The 17,486-nt window shown below is 40.8% G+C and carries 14 protein-coding genes and 4 tRNA genes; 8 read left to right on the forward strand and 10 right to left on the reverse strand.

The window, feature by feature from the left end:
* The first annotated feature begins 22 nt into the window (after positions 1-22).
* The 5 genes from QL986_RS14725 to QL986_RS14745 all read left to right on the forward strand — a co-directional run bounded on the left by QL986_RS14725 (position 23) and on the right by QL986_RS14745 (position 2,614).
* Positions 23-98: transfer RNA gene (locus tag QL986_RS14725), tRNA-Val, on the forward strand.
* A gap of 50 nt (positions 99-148) precedes the next feature.
* Positions 149-224, forward strand: a tRNA-Val gene (locus tag QL986_RS14730).
* 151 nt (positions 225-375) lie between these two features.
* Positions 376-451 (forward strand) — tRNA-Val (locus tag QL986_RS14735).
* Between the two features lie 50 nt (positions 452-501).
* Positions 502-577, forward strand: a tRNA-Val gene (locus QL986_RS14740).
* 405 nt (positions 578-982) lie between these two features.
* Positions 983-2,614 carry a response regulator gene (locus QL986_RS14745; protein WP_024602643.1) on the forward strand — a complete coding sequence of 544 codons (1,632 nt, stop codon included), beginning with the start codon at positions 983-985 and terminating at the stop codon, positions 2,612-2,614.
* Positions 2,615-2,971: 357 nt separating this feature from the next.
* On the opposite strand, the gene msrB is transcribed toward QL986_RS14745, so the two are convergent.
* The 8 genes from msrB to QL986_RS14785 all read right to left on the reverse strand — a co-directional run bounded on the left by msrB (position 2,972) and on the right by QL986_RS14785 (position 11,911).
* Positions 2,972-3,412: a peptide-methionine (R)-S-oxide reductase MsrB gene (gene msrB / locus QL986_RS14750; RefSeq protein ID WP_013465299.1), complete on the reverse strand. Its 441-nt coding sequence runs from the start codon at positions 3,410-3,412 to the stop codon at positions 2,972-2,974.
* A gap of 95 nt (positions 3,413-3,507) precedes the next feature.
* Entirely contained in the window at positions 3,508-3,948 is a 441-nt protein-coding gene (locus tag QL986_RS14755) for a hypothetical protein (protein ID WP_013465300.1), read from the reverse strand.
* 6 nt (positions 3,949-3,954) lie between these two features.
* Positions 3,955-4,455 carry a DUF2919 domain-containing protein gene (locus QL986_RS14760; RefSeq protein WP_024602644.1) on the reverse strand — a complete coding sequence of 167 codons (501 nt, stop codon included), beginning with the start codon at positions 4,453-4,455 and terminating at the stop codon, positions 3,955-3,957.
* Complete coding sequence (locus QL986_RS14765) at positions 4,452-4,796, reverse strand: DUF3392 family protein (protein WP_013465302.1); 345 nt, start codon at positions 4,794-4,796, stop codon at positions 4,452-4,454. The genes QL986_RS14760 and QL986_RS14765 overlap by 4 nt, the downstream gene beginning before the upstream one ends.
* Entirely contained in the window at positions 4,789-6,810 is a 2,022-nt protein-coding gene (ligA, locus tag QL986_RS14770; RefSeq protein ID WP_013465303.1) for an NAD-dependent DNA ligase LigA, read from the reverse strand. The genes QL986_RS14765 and ligA overlap by 8 nt, the downstream gene beginning before the upstream one ends.
* A 79-nt stretch (positions 6,811-6,889) precedes the next feature.
* A complete protein-coding gene (gene zipA / locus QL986_RS14775; RefSeq protein WP_024602645.1) occupies positions 6,890-7,636 on the reverse strand; it encodes a cell division protein ZipA in 747 nt (248 codons plus the stop codon).
* A gap of 73 nt (positions 7,637-7,709) precedes the next feature.
* The gene (locus tag QL986_RS14780; RefSeq protein ID WP_013465305.1) at positions 7,710-11,111 is read right to left on the reverse strand and encodes an AAA family ATPase; all 3,402 of its coding nucleotides are present in this window, start codon (positions 11,109-11,111) and stop codon (positions 7,710-7,712) included.
* Positions 11,112-11,179: 68 nt separating this feature from the next.
* Positions 11,180-11,911 carry an RNA methyltransferase gene (locus QL986_RS14785; protein ID WP_013465306.1) on the reverse strand — a complete coding sequence of 244 codons (732 nt, stop codon included), beginning with the start codon at positions 11,909-11,911 and terminating at the stop codon, positions 11,180-11,182.
* 172 nt (positions 11,912-12,083) lie between these two features.
* Here QL986_RS14785 and QL986_RS14790 point away from each other — a divergent pair, with 172 nt between their 5' ends.
* Genes QL986_RS14790 through QL986_RS14800 form a run of 3 tightly spaced genes read left to right on the forward strand, consistent with a single transcriptional unit; the run spans position 12,084 to position 14,502 of the window.
* Entirely contained in the window at positions 12,084-13,172 is a 1,089-nt protein-coding gene (locus tag QL986_RS14790; RefSeq protein ID WP_013465307.1) for a YjgN family protein, read from the forward strand.
* Complete coding sequence (locus tag QL986_RS14795) at positions 13,172-14,212, forward strand: M48 family metallopeptidase (RefSeq protein ID WP_290191679.1); 1,041 nt, start codon at positions 13,172-13,174, stop codon at positions 14,210-14,212. Before QL986_RS14790 ends, QL986_RS14795 begins: the two co-directional genes overlap by 1 nt.
* On the forward strand, positions 14,209-14,502 hold the full coding sequence (locus QL986_RS14800) for a hypothetical protein (protein ID WP_013465309.1): 294 nt from the start codon (positions 14,209-14,211) through the stop codon (positions 14,500-14,502). The genes QL986_RS14795 and QL986_RS14800 overlap by 4 nt, the downstream gene beginning before the upstream one ends.
* A gap of 62 nt (positions 14,503-14,564) precedes the next feature.
* Here the strand turns inward: QL986_RS14800 and speB are convergent, their stop codons facing one another.
* The gene (gene speB, locus QL986_RS14805) at positions 14,565-15,488 is read right to left on the reverse strand and encodes an agmatinase (protein WP_013465310.1); all 924 of its coding nucleotides are present in this window, start codon (positions 15,486-15,488) and stop codon (positions 14,565-14,567) included.
* Positions 15,489-15,491: 3 nt separating this feature from the next.
* The gene (gene speA / locus QL986_RS14810) at positions 15,492-17,405 is read right to left on the reverse strand and encodes a biosynthetic arginine decarboxylase (protein WP_013465311.1); all 1,914 of its coding nucleotides are present in this window, start codon (positions 17,403-17,405) and stop codon (positions 15,492-15,494) included.
* Positions 17,406-17,486: the final 81 nt, after the last annotated feature.

Here is a 17,486-nt window from a genome sequence, read left to right on the forward strand (position 1 = left end):
AGTAGCGTTTTAATTTATATGTGGGTGATTAGCTCAGTTGGGAGAGCATCGCCCTTACAAGGCGAGGGTCACTGGTTCAAGTCCAGTATCACCCACCACATATAAAATCTATTATTATGTTAATAGTCATGTTTTAAAGTTGTAATATGGGTCGTTAGCTCAGTTGGGAGAGCATCGCCCTTACAAGGCGAGGGTCACTGGTTCAAGTCCAGTACGACCCACCATTCTTTGAATGGTGCATATTACAAGATATCTAAATGGGTGATTAGCTCAGTTAGAAAAAGAGAGCATTACCGCTATTTACAAGTAACGGCGAAGTTCACTGGTTAAAGTCCAGTACTATTTATTTTAATAGTAGCGTTTTAATTTATATGTGGGTGATTAGCTCAGTTGGGAGAGCATCGCCCTTACAAGGCGAGGGTCACTGGTTCAAGTCCAGTATCACCCACCACATATAAAATCTATTATTATGTTAATAGTCATGTTTTAAAGTTGTAATATGGGTCGTTAGCTCAGTTGGGAGAGCATCGCCCTTACAAGGCGAGGGTCACTGGTTCAAGTCCAGTACGACCCACCATTCTTTGAATGGTGCATATTACAAAAATCTAAATCTTCCAGTATCACCTTCCATTTTAATATTCATTATCTTCCACTCCTTTAGTTCATGTTCAGCATTAATTGCCATTTAGAAATTCGTTATCAAGCAATTCTTCGGTTTCAAAAAATCAGTATTACCAATCACATGCCAAAAACCTATCTTCCGAGTTTTATTATCTCCAAAATCATTTTGTTTAAACTTATTTTATTACGCGTGCTATCCATTTACTTTAAATGGGTTTTTAGCTCTTTTAAGATAAAAATATAAACCTTTAGAATTAATTTGCTTAATAAGCTCTCATCTTCGAAGCGAATCTTTAAATTACCTTGTAAGCGTCTAAACTGTTGATTATAGTCTGTGTTAAATTCAATTACGCTTAAGCCAATGTCTAAAAATATTTTTAATGAAGCAAAAATACTGATTGTAGAGGAGCAGCCACTTGCTCAAAGCTACATGAAACAGTCGCTCGAAAAAATTGGCTTTGGACATATGCGTTTTGCAGATCATGCTCTAGCGGCAAAAGAACAATGCTTACATGAAGAATTTGACTTGGTAATTTGCTCTTTTAATCTAAGCAAACGCCAAGATGGCTACCAGCTTTATGAAGAATTACGCGCTAAAGCATTAATAAAACACTCTACTGGGTTTATTTTTACATCTGCGGAAACTAGCGGAGAGTTAGTTCACAGTGTGTTAGAACTTCAACCCGATGACTTTTTAGTAAAACCTTTCTCTGTACAAGAGCTAAGAGTGCGCATAGAGCGTATTCTCAAACGCAAAAGCGACTTAAAAGCTATATACACTTTAATTGATGACGATAACCAGTCTAAAGCATTAAAACAAATTAATGCTCAGCTTGATAAAAGTAATAAATACAGCCCTATTCTGCTTAGATTAAAAGGTAATATTTTACTGGCGCTAAAACAAAACCAAGAAGCGAAAGACTTTTTTAAATCAGTTTTGAATATTCAAAAATTTGCATGGGCAAAAGTAGGATTAGTAGAAGCCTTAATTGCTAACAATGAGCATATTTTGGCTCAACGCATGCTTAAAACTATGCTTGAACGTAATGAAACACGACTAGTTGCATTAGACTTATTAGGCCGTTTAGAAATAAAACTAAACCAATTTGATTTAGCCCAAGACTTTTTAAGCCAAGCGGCCCATATTGCTCCACGTAATATAGACCGTCAAAAGTCACTGAACAGCGTATCTCTCATTAATAGAGATTATGAAACCAGCTACTTAACTCAAAAGGATATTGCCACTTTTGCTAAGTACTCTATGCATGATAGCCCAGACATTTATTTAAATGCCGCTCGTGCTGGGATTGATTTTGCACTAACCACAGATCAAACTGACCAAATAAACAGAATCTCCCGTCAAACAAATAAATATATTAATGAGCTAAAAACACAATTCCCAACCAGTAATGCACAAACTCAAATCGATGTGCTCAATGCACGCCTTTATTATTTAAAAGATGAACATAAAAAAGCGAAACAGTTGATTGAACAACTTGATGACAGCGATACTCAAATACGTTCAGTCGATGGTGCCCTAGATAAAGCAAAAGCATTACATGAATTAGGTTTTCATCAGAAGGCGCAAGCGCTATTTAGCCAAATTATTGATCATTGCGAACGCCACCCAAGTAGGAGCGACGCGACGTACTTGCGTTATATACAGCAACAGCAAAGTGAAAGACGTGATATTAAAATGGGGCCGAAGGAACTTAACAATCATGCAGTTAAACAGTTTGAGCGTGGCCAGTTAAATGTTGCTTTAGAGGCATTCAGTCAAGCCTTTAGGGTCATGCCACACAACCCAAGTATTGCGCTTAACTTATTACAGTGTTTAGTGGATAAATCAAAAAAACAGGGGGGCTCTTTCAATAGTCTATTGGCTCAAAAGTGCTTTAAACTATTAAAAAAATCACCCTTAGCAGAAGAGCAATCAGAGCGGTTCGATAAACTACTTCAGATTGCTAAAGAAATGAAACTAGAGATTAGCTAGGGCCTGTTGACATTTGCGGATTAAAATTTGTTCAAGCAAGGGACGATTTAATCGCAGCGTGAGGTTTGTAACCTAGTGGGCTCGATAACTGCTCCTGCGTTATTCTATTGGCTTACATCCATGTAAGAATAAGTAAAAGCCGAGCAAAGCTTCCGCGTCCTGCTCACGCCCCTTACCTACATCCATGTAGGCAACAAAGAGTTAATCGTCCTTTGGCAGAACCCTTTGGGCAGCGCCTGTTTGGAATTGATGCTAAGTTATCGCCCATTTATGGGGAATAACCACACCACATAGGCTCTGCCTTGCCTAAATACCAAACAGACTGCTGCAAATTTAACCTTGGAAGGCCAACAGGCCCTAGAGCTTTTTCATTGCCAGTGCGTTTACACAGTAGCGCAAGCCGGAAGGAAGTGGGCCATCAGGGAAAATATGCCCTAAGTGCGCATCACACACATTACAAACAACTTCAACTCGCTCCATGCCATGGCTGTTATCCATTACATACCCTATCGCATCAACCGTTGCAGGTTGTGTAAATGAAGGCCATCCTGTGCCACTATCAAACTTTTCATCCGCATCAAACAGTAGGTTGTCACAACACACACATACGTACTTTCCCGGTTCTAATAGTGTGCAACTAGTTGAACTATTTGGTCGCTCTGTGCCTTTTTTACGGGTCACGTAATATTGCTCTTCGTTTAACAGTTCACGCCATTGCTGTTCTGTTTTAACTACTTTTTGAACCGGTGTCGGATTGCCATGGTTGGCAAAATTAACAATATCGTTCCATTTCAACATAACAACCTCATTGCGTTATAAATTTGCTTCATACTGAGCCAAAAGCATTGGCTGACAGCCTATCATTACGTCCGTGGCTAATACCACGATCAACGCTATTTAAACACTATACGGTGCTTCTCTGTTGCTGTAAGTATACAGCTTATATAAGCGTGTAATTGAGCTTGACTACCAGGAATACTCACGCTTAATTGCCTGTCATTATTACTATGCACTATTAGCTCATCGTCTTTTATCTCTATTGACTCAATATTGCTGATGACTAACCAATGCGGGCCATTCTTTTTATCAAACAACCCGGTTAAACTAAAAACAAACAAATGCTGTGCATCACGCTGAATAAAGTTACGCAGCGGGTTACGCATTTTAAATAACGGCGTTAACCGGTAACAGCACGAACAAAATACCACTATCCACAATAGCAATATCCCTTTAAACCAAATATGTTCGCCTAATGATAAAAAATAGCCAACGCAGATAATAATCAGCCCTATAAAGGCCACTACTTGCGCTATTTTTTTATTAATAGTGTGCATAATCTCTTACTTTTTATCGGTTGCTTTTTCTGTCGGCTCAGGCCAATCACTAAAAAAAACACTTAAATAACGACTTTTTGCCAAATACCACAATACCCACAATACAATCACCATTTGTATGGCTAAAAACAGTGAAAAGCGATAATGACTATGGGCCGCCTGGATACTTAACCACGACAAGTCTATTAGCGCGCAAGCAATAAGCGGCCAACGCATGTATCGCCAAATACGCGCTAACCGTTTCGTAGCTTGATGCGAGTCTCTGGGTCTGCGTAAACAAAACAAAATAGTGGGTACAATTGCCACGGCACCAATTGCTATGGCAATAAAAAAATCATTTTTTGATTTAAAAAACAATGACATTAGATCAAGTTCAGGACGACGGCTCAGCGCGGCAATCACCCAAATAAAATAGGCCCGCAGTAACACTAAAATACTCAAATGAAACGCTATTGGCGTACGATAGCTACCATATTTATCCCAGTATTCAGGTCCATAACGGCTCACAACTGGTTTTTCCTATCGGCAATAGTGCCCAAAATAAAAAATGCAGCTAATAATGTGAGCCCTAACCACTTAGTACCAAAAAACAGTAAGGCTTTAGTTAGCAGTGGGCTTAACCACACCACTAATAAACCAAACCCAAACGCGGTGATCAACACAAAACATGCCACCCTTATAATAAAGTGACGCCTAGCTACCACGCCTTTGGTGAGCTTTAAAATATCATCCGCATAAAGCGACACTAAGCACACCATCAAAAGCAATGATAAATGCGGTAAATAGCCTTGTAGCCACTGGCCTAGGTCAATTAACAAGGTATTAAGTATATTTGTAAAACTAGCCATTATGAGTCTCTAACAAAGTAATTAAATCATCCTCTGTCAGTATTTCTATACCGAGTTCTTGCGCTTTAGTTAGTTTAGAGCCGGCTTTTTCGCCCGCCACTAGCGCATCCGTTTTGGCTGAAACACTGCCAGATACCTTGGCACCTAATTGTTGTAAGCGCGCTTTCGCATCATTGCGATTAAGCGTATTAAGCGTCCCAGTTAGCACATAAGTTAAACCCGCTAGCGGTTGTTCTTGCTCTGATGGCGCTGTTAACTGTGGCCAGTTAATGCCTTGGGCTATTAATTCGTTCACCACGGTTAAATTATGCTCTTCAGTAAAAAAGCCACGCACGTGCTTTGCCACTATTTCACCTACATCGCTTACTTCAATCAGCTGTTCAATGCTGGCATCGATTACGTTTTCAAGCGTTAAAAAATGATTAGCTAAGTTTTGCGCGGTTGCCTCACCGACTTCACGGATACCCAGTGAATATAAAAACTTTGCTAAGGTAGTCGTTTTTGCATCATCAAGTGCGGCAACTAAGTTTTTTGCTGATTTTGGCCCCATTCGTTCAAGTGATTCAAAATGTCCCTGCTTTAAAATAAATAAATCAGCCGGGGTTTTGATCAGCTCTCGGTCAACTAATTGATCAACAATTTTGTCGCCTAAGCCGTCAATATCTAATGCCTTACGCGATGCAAAATGCTTAATCGCTTGTTTACGTTGTGCTTGGCATACTAAGCCACCGGTACAACGTGCAACGGCTTCACCTTCAACCCGTTCAATATGCGAGTCACAAATGGGGCACATAGTTGGAAAGACAATTTCTTTTGCATCGCTTGGGCGTTGCTCAAGTACCACTTGAGTAATTTGCGGGATAACATCCCCTGCGCGGCGAATAATCACGGTGTCGCCCACTTTAACGCCTAAACGAGCTATTTCGTCGGCATTATGCAGCGTTGCATTTGATACCGTAACACCCCCAACAAATACTGGTTCTAGTCTTGCTACGGGTGTAATTGCCCCTGTACGCCCTACTTGAAATTCAACATCTAATAATTGCGTTATTTCTTCTTGCGCCGGAAATTTATAAGCGATTGCCCAACGCGGTGCACGAGCTACAAAGCCTAAGCGCTCTTGTAAGGCTTTTTTATTTACCTTTATTACCACGCCATCTATTTCGTACTTTAGCTCGCTACGACGCGTTAAAATATCATTGTAATAGGCAAGCGCAGCCTTTGGGCCTTCAACTAATTTGGTTTCTGGACACAGCGGTAATCCCCAATCGGTAAGCTTAGCAAGTTGCTGGTAGTGATCTTCAGGTAAGGTGCCATCGGCAACTAATCCGGTGCTGTAGGCATAAAACATCAATGGGCGTTTTGCGGTAATTTTTGAGTCGAGCTGGCGTAAACTTCCTGCCGCCGCATTACGTGGATTAACAAAGACTTTATCGCCACGTTTTTCTGCCTCTGCATTTAATTTTTCAAAGCCCGCGCTATCCATAAATACCTCACCGCGCACTTCAAGTTCACGAGGGTAATCATCACCGCGCAATTTTAATGGCACATTACGGATTGTTTTTACATTTTGAGTAATATTTTCGCCAGTAAAACCATCGCCACGGGTCGCCGCTTGAACCAGTACTCCATCGCGATAAATAATCGATACCGCTAAACCATCCAGTTTAGGCTCACAGCAAAATGTAAGCTCTTCAGTGCTCATTAAGCGCTCTTTAATACGACGATTAAAACCGCTAAATTCATCCTCACCAAAGGCGTTATCAAGCGATAACATAGGCACTTGGTGCGCTACTTGCTCAAACTTGGCAAGCGCCGCTCCTCCAACTTTTTGAGTGGGTGAATCGGCTGTTAAAAACTCAGGGTGCTGGGTTTCTAATTCACTTAGTGTCCGTAACAAGCGGTCATATTCGGCATCAGGTATGCTGGGTGTATCAAGCACATAATAACTATAATTGTGTTGCTCAAGCGTGGTACGAAGATGATTAATTTGCTCACTAATGCTGCTTGTCATGTAGACCTCAAAAAACATAAAAAAAGCCACTTTGACGAGTGAACGCCCAGTGGCTTACAAAATTTAACTTATGCGTATGTTACGCAGAAAATGCGCGAACCTGTTCAACATATTGACGAATACGCTCTACCGTCATTACATTTCGCTCTGCATCTAAAATATCGGCACCAAATTCATCCGCTATTTTTTTAGCGGCGCTGTGCAGCATGTTAAACGCGGCTAAACCGTCGCCATCGCATGGCAGAGTCATAAATAAGCTCACCCCAGCGGTGCTAAATTGTTCCATATTATCAATATCGAACGTGCCTGGGTTATACATATTCACCAGCCTAAATAACACCGGCCCTTGGCCTGCTGGGTCTAGGTGGCGATTAAAAAAGCCTTCTTCTGAATATTTAAAACCTAGCATGTTAACAGCAGGCAGTAATTTACTGCCTTGCATAGTGAGCCCTTCTGGCATTTGAATATGCACAATGACAAAGTCTGCAACGTCTTTAGGGGCATCTTGTTGTGTGTCTGCGGCCTCTTCTGTTACCACTTCAAGGTCATCCTCGATAGGTGTATTTACTGGGCTTTCGTCTATCTGTGGTTCATCAGCGCTGAAGTTTAACTCACTCATTTGTGGCTCTTCTCGTTGCGCTAACGTTGGCTCTTGTGGCTCAGTATGTACAGATGAAGGCTGCTGTTCTTGAACAGGCTCGACTCGCTCATTTGCAGGGAGTTCAGCATTCTCTTTTTTTCTTACTGACCACAAACCGTGTATTAATAAGCCACCAATGACAAATACACTGATCACAATTAAAACCCATCTTAATTCTTCGGCCATCCCCTCACCTTTTATTATTAATATGCCTAACAGCCATCATTTTACCTAAAATAACCAGCAAATGACTATAAAATTATGCATGTGCAAGTTGCACCGCTTGTTCAATATCCACAGCAACCATGCGCGACACGCCGGGCTCTGCCATGGTTACACCCGTTAATCTACCCGCCATTTCCATTGCAATTTTATTATGACTAATATAAATAAACTGCACAGATTGTGACATTTCTTCAACCAAACGGCAAAAACGAACCACATTGGCATCATCTAATGGAGCATCTACCTCGTCCAGCATACAGAATGGAGCTGGATTGAGCCTGAATATAGAAAACACCAATGATAATGCGCTCAGCGCTTTTTCTCCACCACTTAACAAATGAATTGTCGAATTTTTTTTACCTGGTGGCCTTGCCATTATACTAACACCACTTTCGAGTAAATCGTCACTGGTTAATTCTAAGTAAGCACTGCCGCCGCCAAACACTTTGGGGAAAAGCTGGCCAAAATCGTGATTTACCTGATCAAACGTAGACTTAAAGCGCGTTTTTGTTTCACGATCTATTTTATGAATAGCGCCTTCTAAAGCTGTTAATGCTTGGGTTAAATCGTCCAGCTGATTATTTAAATAATCACTTCTTTGCTTCGCTTGTTCAAATTCATCAATGGCTGCAAGGTTAACAGCTCCTAATTGCTCTAGCTGATTACTTACTCCAGCAAGTTGATTTTGCGCCGCATTTAATGACAACTCTGCAGGAAGCTCTGCTAATACCTGTTTTAAATTTTGATTAAGCTCACTAAGTGGCTCTAGTACCGCTTGCGCTTTTATTAGTAAGCTTTGCTCTTCAATACTCAGTTTTTGATGCTGCTCTTGCAATGCCACCAGCTCAGTCTGTGAACTTTTTAAACTCGCTTGTTTGTTTTGTAATTCTTGTTTTGCTTGAGCTAACTGCTGCTGGGTATCCACAAGGGTTTGTTCGCCTTGTTGGTGCTGTACTAATAATTGCTCAATACTCTCTGCAAGCTCTTGCTCAGGAATAAGTAACGCTTCAATCTGCTCTATTATCTCTTGCGCACCCTCTGCAGCAGTTGCAAGCGCCTGTACAGCATGGCTAAGTTTTGTTTGACTGAGCTGCCATTCACTTCGTGCTTTTTGCTCATTAAGGTTTGCCTGATGCGCTAGTGTTTTATATTGTTCAGCATTATTCAAAGCTTGTTTGTAACGCTCATCACTATTTATTCGTGTGCTATCGGCTTGGTTAAGCTCTTCAGCTAAGGCCTGTAACTGCTGTGCAAGCTGTTCATTTTTATCGAGCTCTTCGCTCAATAATTCGCTTAACTGCTGTTGTTGCTCTAGCAGAGGCAGACGCTGTTGTTGTAATTTTGTTAGCTGCTGCAGATGCTGATCAGCTTGCGCTTTAAGCATATCGCCACGCGTTGTTGCTACAGCAAGTTGTTGTGCTAATTGATGAATAGTGTCTTTGCGCTCATTTTGCTGAACAGTTAACAATGCAGCCTGCGTTTTATGTTCTTCAAGCGTGGAGTGTGCGTTCGTCAATGCCTGTTGTTGTTGCTCAAGTAAGGTTTCTTGCTGCTTGAGTTTTTTGTGCATTAATAATAAGGAATTTTCTGCATTTTTATCGCCACTTACATGCCAGTTTCGACCGTGTAATGCCCCTTGCTTATCTATAACCGCAATATAACTATTGTCGTTAAGTGCGCTTATATCGCCGGCTTCATCATAAGCAATATGATTTAATAACTCAGGATACACACCTGTGGTAATAAACGCGGCAATACTGTGCTTAGCTGCAGACTGCGATGCAATTTCCCACGTGCTATTTTCTGCTTTACCTTGTGATATATGAATGTGCTCAAGTGATGACAGCGCCTGCTCGACTAAAAACTCATATCCCGACTGAACAGTTAACTGCTTAAATAAGGTTAAACTTTCATCGCTGCTTTTTTCAAGCCCAAGAGTAGTTTGTAGCCCCGCTATACCGGCTTTTAATTCATTTACTTGCTGAGATAAATGCTGCCAATCTTGCTGTGCATCATCTAGCTGTTGCTGCTGAGTAGTTTGCGCAGTTTGGCCTTTACTGTGAGCCGTTTGCGCTTTCGCTAGCTGCTCAGTCAGGGCTTGTCTGTGCTGTTGTTGCTGAGTTAATAGCTGCTCTATCTCACTGTGTTTTAACTCATCTATTTGCTCATCAAGCTGCGTTAGTTGTTGCTTAACATAACTGCTTTTCTGTTCTGTGTGTTTTACTGCGTTGGTATGCGCTAACTGCTGATTATGCAATTGTTGATAATCTTCTTTTAGCGATTGCCAGTGTGATGTGTCGGCATTTTTAATCTCCAGCAGCCGATTAACCTCATCGCTAAGCTCTATAACCTGCTCGCTACACATTAAGTTATGCTCTACAGCCTGTTGTAAGCTGTCATCTAACTCTTGGCAGAAACTTTGTTGCTGCGTTTTGACTTCTTCACTTTGATTTTTTTGTTGCTCTAACTTGGCTAAATTTTGTTTCAGTGACAGCGTTTGTTGTTGAATGCTAATTTGCTGCTGTTCACTGCGAGTCAATTCTGTATGTGTATGGTGCTGCTGTTGCTGTGCATCATTAAGTTTATCTTGCTGAAATTGTACTTGAGCTTCAAGACTTGCCAGAACATCATCATGGCCTGAATGCGCCGTTTTAAAAAAGCTGATTTGTTCATCCAGTTTTTTTATTTGTGCGCTTTTATCAACTTGTTGCTGATGCAGCTTTTGCCATTTTAATACCGCTATTTGCCCCTTTAAAGTGCGTTCTTGGGTTTTAAATTCGCGATATTTTTTAGCATCAACCGACTGTACTGCAAGTTTATCAAGCTGGTTTTGTAACTCTTGGCGAACATCGAGGAGTCGCTCTAGGTTTTCTCGGGTGCTCTTTATGCGGGTTTGTGTTTCACGGCGGCGCTCTTTGTATTTCGATACGCCTGCCGCTTCTTCTAAAAAAACACGCAGCTCTTGCGGTTTGCTCTCAATTAAACGCGAGATCATGCCTTGTTCTATAATGGCGTAACTACGCGGCCCAAGCCCAGTGCCTAAAAATATATCGGTAATATCACGTTTGCGGCATTTGCTACCATTTAAAAAGTACAGCGATTGGCCATCGCGAGTTACCAAACGCTTAATAGCCACTTGGTTACGATCAGCAAAGGTATTGGGTAATTTACCTTGGGTATTATCAAATATGAGTTCAACAGAAGCTTGTGAGATGGGCTTGCGGTTAGTGGAGCCATTAAAAATAACATCTGTCATGGCATCGCCACGTAAATTTTTAGCTGAGCTTTCACCAAGCACCCATCGCACCGCATCAATCACGTTCGATTTGCCACAGCCATTAGGGCCGACAACACACGTCATTTGATCCGGAAATGGAATTTTAGTGGGCTCTACAAAGGATTTAAAGCCCGCTAATTTTATAGTGCTTAAGCGCATCTGTTTGTTTTACCAATTTTTATTATTTTTGTTAGTTGTTACAATTTAACCTATTTTTAGGCAAAAGGTTAAGCTTGGCGTTTAAAGTTATCTAAAATAATGCCCGTTGCCATTGCCACATTAAGTGATTCAGCGCCACCAAAGGCAGGGATGGTAATTTTATTTGTTACCAGCGCGGCACACTGCTGACGTATACCATGTGACTCGCTGCCCATTAATAACACCCCTTTCCCAGCAAACTGGCAATGATGGACATTCTCGCCCTCTAAAAATGCACCATAAATAGGCACATCCAAAGATGTTAAATAGCTAGGTAAATCAACTTGGCTTACCGATACACGAACAAATGACCCCATAGTGGCACTAATTGTTTTTGGGTTATACGGATCGGCACTGTCGGTGCTGGCAACAATGTGTTTTATGCCGTACCAATCAGCCACGCGAATGATGGTACCTAAATTACCCGGATCAGACACTCCATCTAAGGCCAATATTAAGCTGTTTTCATCGGGTAATGTGGTACTTGGCATATCAACAATGGCAATCGCCGCATTATTACTGACTAAAGTACTTACCTTTGTTAACTGCTCTTCATCTGCTGTAATAAAATGCGTTTGAGGGTATGCGCTTTGGTTATTATCAATAAAGTTTTGCGTTGCAAACACATCGGTTACTTTTAATGGGCTATTTAATAACTCCAGTACATTTTTTTCGCCTTGTACAAGGTATTGATTAAGTTGCTTGCGGTACTTCTTTTGGCCAAGCTGGCGAATTAGTTTAAGTTGGTTTTTTGAAATCATGTCAGCCCCGTTAAATTATCTGCACAGTATACCAGAGGAGACTTAAAGTGCAGCCCTATAAACAGCAAAAGCAATAAAATTAGCCTACTTACAATAAGCTAGCTAATCATAAAGATTGTTTTTATTCTCTAAAAAGGGTAAATTTACAAAAAATTACAAGGACTTTTTTTAAATGGAATCAATACACCCAACTTCATCTGAGTCAAACCAAACACCCTCCTCTATTTTTAGCGGTAAAGTACAATTTAGCGGCAAAAGCGGCGAATTTTTTGGCATATGGAGTGTCAATATACTGCTAAGTATTATTACTTTAGGAATTTATTCTGCATGGGCAAAAGTACGCACCTACCGTTATTTTTACGGTCATACGCGTATCGACGGTCATAGCTTTGACTACCTAGCCACTCCTATACAAATTCTAAAAGGCCGCATTTTAGCGGTAATCGTGTTTTTAATTTACACCATACTAAGCAGCCTCGCACCGGCGATAGGCCTTTTATTTGCTATTGGTTTTTTATTTTTGTTGCCATGGATCATTAACCAAGGTTTGCGCTTTAACATGCGTATGACCCGCCATCGTAATGTACGCTTTGCTTTTTCAGGTAATTACGGCGATGCATTTATTAACTTTGTTTTATTGCCTATTGCAAGTGTATTCACATTACACCTATTACTGCCGTATGTATTAAAGCGAATTGATCAATATATGCATGAAAACATCAGCTATGGAAATAAACCACTTACAGTAAATCTTCAGGGCGAACGATATTACATCGCAGCACTTATTACCCTGGGAGTTGCAATAGGTGGCTTAGTTATTTTTGGCTTCTTTGCTGGTGCAAGTGCCTTAACGATCGATAACTTAAACACACAAAACTTTAGCCTTTCGACAATTGTAGTGCCGCTATTAATTGCTGCGTTGTATGTTGCGTTTTTAACACTGGTAGGCGCTGTTTATCATTCGCTTATTCGAAATCATATTTTTAATAACAGTGAATTTACAGAAGTCGCTACCTTTGATTCGAACTTAAAAGCCATTGACTATGCCATCTTACTATTTACCAATGTACTGGCAATTATATTTACCTTAGGACTTGCCTACCCTTGGGCTAAAATACGCAGAGCAAAGCTATTAGCATCAGTTACAGAAGTCACTATTTATAGCGGCGCACTTTCGTTGATTGATGTTGCACAAAATGAGCAGTCATCATTTGCTGAAGAAGCTGCTAATGTGTTTGATATTGATATTTCACTCACCTAATGAGTAATTATCCTATTTTTGGCTGTTATTATTACCCTAATAGCAGCCAATATATTAAAAGCTACGCATACCTTTCCCATGAGCAAATAACGCTTGTTGACTCTGAGAATACGACGTTACTTTCATCAACTTTAGACGATTGCCAACTTGATAGTCCGTTACCGGGCATGGCATCAGAGTTAAATTTTGCTGATGGTGGGCGATTTGTTCCTCAAGATGTAGAATTTAGATGGCCATTCGCGCTTAAAAAGCATGGACTAAGTGAACGCTTAGAAAAAAATAAGATTCTTATTGTTGCATCCGTGCTGCTAATTCCCCTATTGCTTTGGTTAATTTTATACCGCTTAATACCATCAGTAGCCGTATATAGCGTTAACTTAGCACCTGCCTCGACAATTGAAACTATGGGAAAGCAAACGCTCAGTGTGATAGAAAAAGTCGCATTAGAACCTTCTCAACTTTCTACTAATAAGCAATCAGAAATACAGCAACAATGGCGTTTAATGCTTAACTCACTCAATTTAGACAGTGCAAAATTTAGACTCTCTTTTTATCAGTCAGATTATTTTTCAGTTAATGCGTTTGCTCTTCCTAATGGGCGGGTTGTTGTGACTGACGAACTTGTTGAGCTATTAAAGAATGAACCTGATGCCCTGCGTGCTATTTTACTTCATGAAATTGGTCATGTTCAACACCATCACAGCATTCGCCTTGCAGCACAAGCTGCAGCGAGCACCGTTGTATTTGCAGTTATTTTTGGTGATTTAGAAGGGATATTAGAGGTCGTGCTTGGCTCTGGTTCATCTTTTTTACAACAAGCGTTTTCACGAGATATGGAACAAGAGGCCGATGAATATGCTATTAAAAATCTTTTAAAATTAGGATATTCTAACCACGACTTTGCTGATGCAATTGAAGCACTGGAAAATAATTTAAAAGCACAAGAGGCGACCCTTGATGATACTTGGTTAAAGTATTTATCAACACACCCAAGCTCTCAAGAGCGAATAGAATATGCGAGGCAATATAAACCACTATGACCCCTGAACTGAATTTATTGTTATTAGTCATCATTATGATAACGCTTGGCTACGGGTTTATTTATCCGCGCTTTGCAGGCAGCAGCTTTAAAAAGGTATCGGTACAAGATTTATTTGCAACAGGCATTACGCTATTAATTGCATCTCGCCTTTATTACAACTCGGGCGTGCAATTTAGCTGGTTACTATTTGAAGTTAATTGGTTTTGGTTTACTTTTTTAACTTACGTAATAATCGAAATTCCGGTGTTTTTTATTTATGCTAAAAAGCACAATATGCAGTTTTCATAGTACTCTTATTTTTATACAAAAAAGCGCCAAATTGGCGCTTTTTTGAGCTGCATTAAAACATACTAATATTTATGCTTAAGTGCCCACAAATGCAATAATTCACTGGCAATCGTTGCTGCGGCAATGGCGGTGAGCTCACTTTGGTCATAAGAAGGCGATACTTCAACTACATCCATACCCACCATATTAATGCCTTTGAGTGCACGTAAAATTTTCAGCACTTTATCAGAAGTTAAACCACCACATACTGGTGTACCTGTACCTGGCGCAAAGGCAGGGTCTAAACAATCTATATCAAAGGTTAAGTAAACCGGTAAATCGCCCACTCGCTCAATAATCTGCGCTGCAATATCATTCGCATGAAGATCATTGGCCTGCATAGCATCAATCACTGCAAACTCATGCTTGCTTTGATCAAAATCGGTACGAATACCGAGCTGAATACTGTGATTAACATCAATCAACCCTTCCATTGGCGCATGATAAAACATAGTACCGTGATCAAAACGCGATCCATTGCTATAGGTATCGGTGTGCGCATCGAAATGCACTAACGCCATTTTGCCATGAATTTTTGCATGTGCGCGCAATAGCGGTAACGTTACGAAATGATCGCCACCTAAGCCTAATAATGTTTTACCTTGGCGAAGTATTTGCTCTGCCGCCATTTCTAGCTGGGCAGTAAAATACTCAGGATCGCCTACCGGATAGGTAAAATCGCCAGCATCCGCTACTTTTAGCCGTTCAAACAAAGGAAACGTCCACGGATATTTAGTATCTTCCCATGCTAAATGCACCGACGCTCTGCGAATTGCATCTGGCCCCAAGCGGGCACCAGGGCGCCCAGAGGTGGCTAAATCAAACGGTAAACCTAGTACTACTACATCGGCGTCTATGGCGTTAATATTTTGTACCATAGGACGACGTAAAAACGTCATCCCATTTGAGTATAATGAGTGGTCAACATGACCAAACAAGCTAGACATTGCTTATAACTCTTCTAAATAAGTGTAGCCGTCAAGGCCGCTTTGCAATTCGTCGAGGACGCTTTGCTGTTCATCTACTGCAATTTTTGCGCTGACTAACTGCGCATAAGACTGCTGAAAACCTTCAACATCTAAATGTACATAACGCATCATGTCAGCAACAGTATCACCGAGGTTAATTTCTGTAATGCTGGCAACACCTTGCTCATCCATATTGACAATAGCACTGTGCGTATCACCAAATAAGTTATGCATATCGCCTAAAATCTCTTGATAGGCACCCACCAAGAAAAATCCCATTAAATACGGTTTATCGGCTGAGTATTCAGGTACTGGTAACGTACTTTCAATACCTTGGCCATCTACATAATGCTCTAAAGCGCCATCTGAGTCACAAGTAATATCCAATAATACCGCGCGCTTTTGCGGTGCTTGCGTTAAACCACTTAATGGCAATACTGGAAACACTTGATCAATTCCCCACGCGTCTGGCAATGACTGAAACAATGAGAAATTTACAAAAAACTTGTCCGCTAAACGCGCATTTAGGTCATCTATAATCGGTCGATGAAAACGGTTTTTGTTATCCATTAATTTATTGAGTTCATAACAAACGCGTAAGTTTATTTGCTCTGCCCATGCACGCTGGGTTAAATCTAATAATCCCATCGCAAACTGACTATGCGCTTCGGCTAAATCACCTTGGCTGTCGTGAAAAATTTCAATTAATGCACGGTCATCAGTAAGCACATGGAGTTGTTGCCATGACGTCCACATATTTTTAAGTAGCTGCGGCGCTTCGTCAGCTGGTGCTTCTATTTCTTCTGGTGTATACGTTTCGGTGCCAATTACATTGGAAATAAGCACTGCATGATGCGCCGTTAATGCTCTTCCCGACTCTGAAATAATGGTAGGGAAAGGCTGTTCATACTGCTTACAAATATCACCGATGGTGTACACAATATTATTTGCGTATTCAGCTAAACTGTAATTCATTGAGTTGTGTGATTGACTGCGCGTGCCGTCGTAATCAACCGCTAAACCGCCGCCTACATCAAGACACTCTATGTGTGCACCCAACTTACGTAATTCACAATAAAAACGCGCAGCCTCGCTTACACCTAAGCGCACATCACGAATGTTGGCCATTTGCGAACCTAAGTGAAAATGCACCAGTTGGACTAAATCTAGCTGATCTGTTTCTTTTAAACGGTTTACTACATACAGCACTTGAGAAGCAGATAAACCAAACTTAGATTTTTCTCCGCCACTGGCTTGCCACTTACCTTTGCCTTGCGATGCTAAACGCACACGAATACCAATGCGTGGTTTTACATTTAATTCTTTAGCTTGGCTAAGTACCATATCCAGCTCAGACAGTTTCTCAAGTACGATATACACTTTATGGCCCAGCTTTTCGCCAATCAACGCTAAACGCACATATTCTTTATCTTTGTAGCCATTACACACAATCACCGCACTGGTTTTTTCAGCCAACGCTAATACGGTTAATAACTCTGGCTTGCTGCCTGCTTCTAAACCCAGCTGTTTTTTTTCTACTTGTGCTTGGCTGGCAACAATTTCTTCAACTACTTCGCGTTGTTGGTTAACTTTAATTGGGTAAACTAATAAATAGTCTTTTGGGTAACCATAGCTTTCTATAGCAGTATTAAATGCACCACATAAGCTATGCACGCGATGATGTAAAATTTGTGGAAAGCGAACTAACGCCGGCAAACTTAAGCCTTTTTCTTCAAGCTGCTTAGCAATGTCTGTTAATGCAATGGTTTGCTGTGGGGCATCAGCCTTGGGCGCAACATACACATCACCTTGATCATTAATACCAAAAAAACCTTGGCTCCAATGACGAACGTTGTAGCTCGTACGAGCTTGTTCAAGTGATGTTGTCTCTTTCATTTATCTTTCTCTTTTATTTATGAATGCCAAACCGGCTAGTTGCGCGCATTAAAAGAAAAATAGCGATTCATGTCCAACAAG

The sequence above is a fragment of the Pseudoalteromonas sp. APC 3250 genome (assembly GCF_030407915.1).
Classification (GTDB): domain Bacteria; phylum Pseudomonadota; class Gammaproteobacteria; order Enterobacterales; family Alteromonadaceae; genus Pseudoalteromonas; species Pseudoalteromonas tetraodonis.

Excerpts from the sequence above, each read along its gene's own strand:
- QL986_RS14745 (WP_024602643.1), top strand. The coding sequence starts at position 983 with ATGTCTAAAAATATTTTTAATGAAGCAAAAATACTGATTGTAGAGGAG.
- msrB (WP_013465299.1), bottom strand. The coding sequence starts at position 3,412 with ATGTTGAAATGGAACGATATTGTTAATTTTGCCAACCATGGCAATCCG.
- QL986_RS14755 (WP_013465300.1), bottom strand. The coding sequence starts at position 3,948 with ATGCACACTATTAATAAAAAAATAGCGCAAGTAGTGGCCTTTATAGGG.
- QL986_RS14765 (WP_013465302.1), bottom strand. The coding sequence starts at position 4,796 with ATGGCTAGTTTTACAAATATACTTAATACCTTGTTAATTGACCTAGGC.
- ligA (WP_013465303.1), bottom strand. The coding sequence starts at position 6,810 with ATGACAAGCAGCATTAGTGAGCAAATTAATCATCTTCGTACCACGCTT.
- zipA (WP_024602645.1), bottom strand. The coding sequence starts at position 7,636 with ATGGCCGAAGAATTAAGATGGGTTTTAATTGTGATCAGTGTATTTGTC.
- QL986_RS14780 (WP_013465305.1), bottom strand. The coding sequence starts at position 11,111 with ATGCGCTTAAGCACTATAAAATTAGCGGGCTTTAAATCCTTTGTAGAG.
- QL986_RS14785 (WP_013465306.1), bottom strand. The coding sequence starts at position 11,911 with ATGATTTCAAAAAACCAACTTAAACTAATTCGCCAGCTTGGCCAAAAG.
- QL986_RS14790 (WP_013465307.1), top strand. The coding sequence starts at position 12,084 with ATGGAATCAATACACCCAACTTCATCTGAGTCAAACCAAACACCCTCC.
- QL986_RS14795 (WP_290191679.1), top strand. The coding sequence starts at position 13,172 with ATGAGTAATTATCCTATTTTTGGCTGTTATTATTACCCTAATAGCAGC.
- QL986_RS14800 (WP_013465309.1), top strand. The coding sequence starts at position 14,209 with ATGACCCCTGAACTGAATTTATTGTTATTAGTCATCATTATGATAACG.
- speB (WP_013465310.1), bottom strand. The coding sequence starts at position 15,488 with ATGTCTAGCTTGTTTGGTCATGTTGACCACTCATTATACTCAAATGGG.
- speA (WP_013465311.1), bottom strand. The coding sequence starts at position 17,405 with ATGAAAGAGACAACATCACTTGAACAAGCTCGTACGAGCTACAACGTT.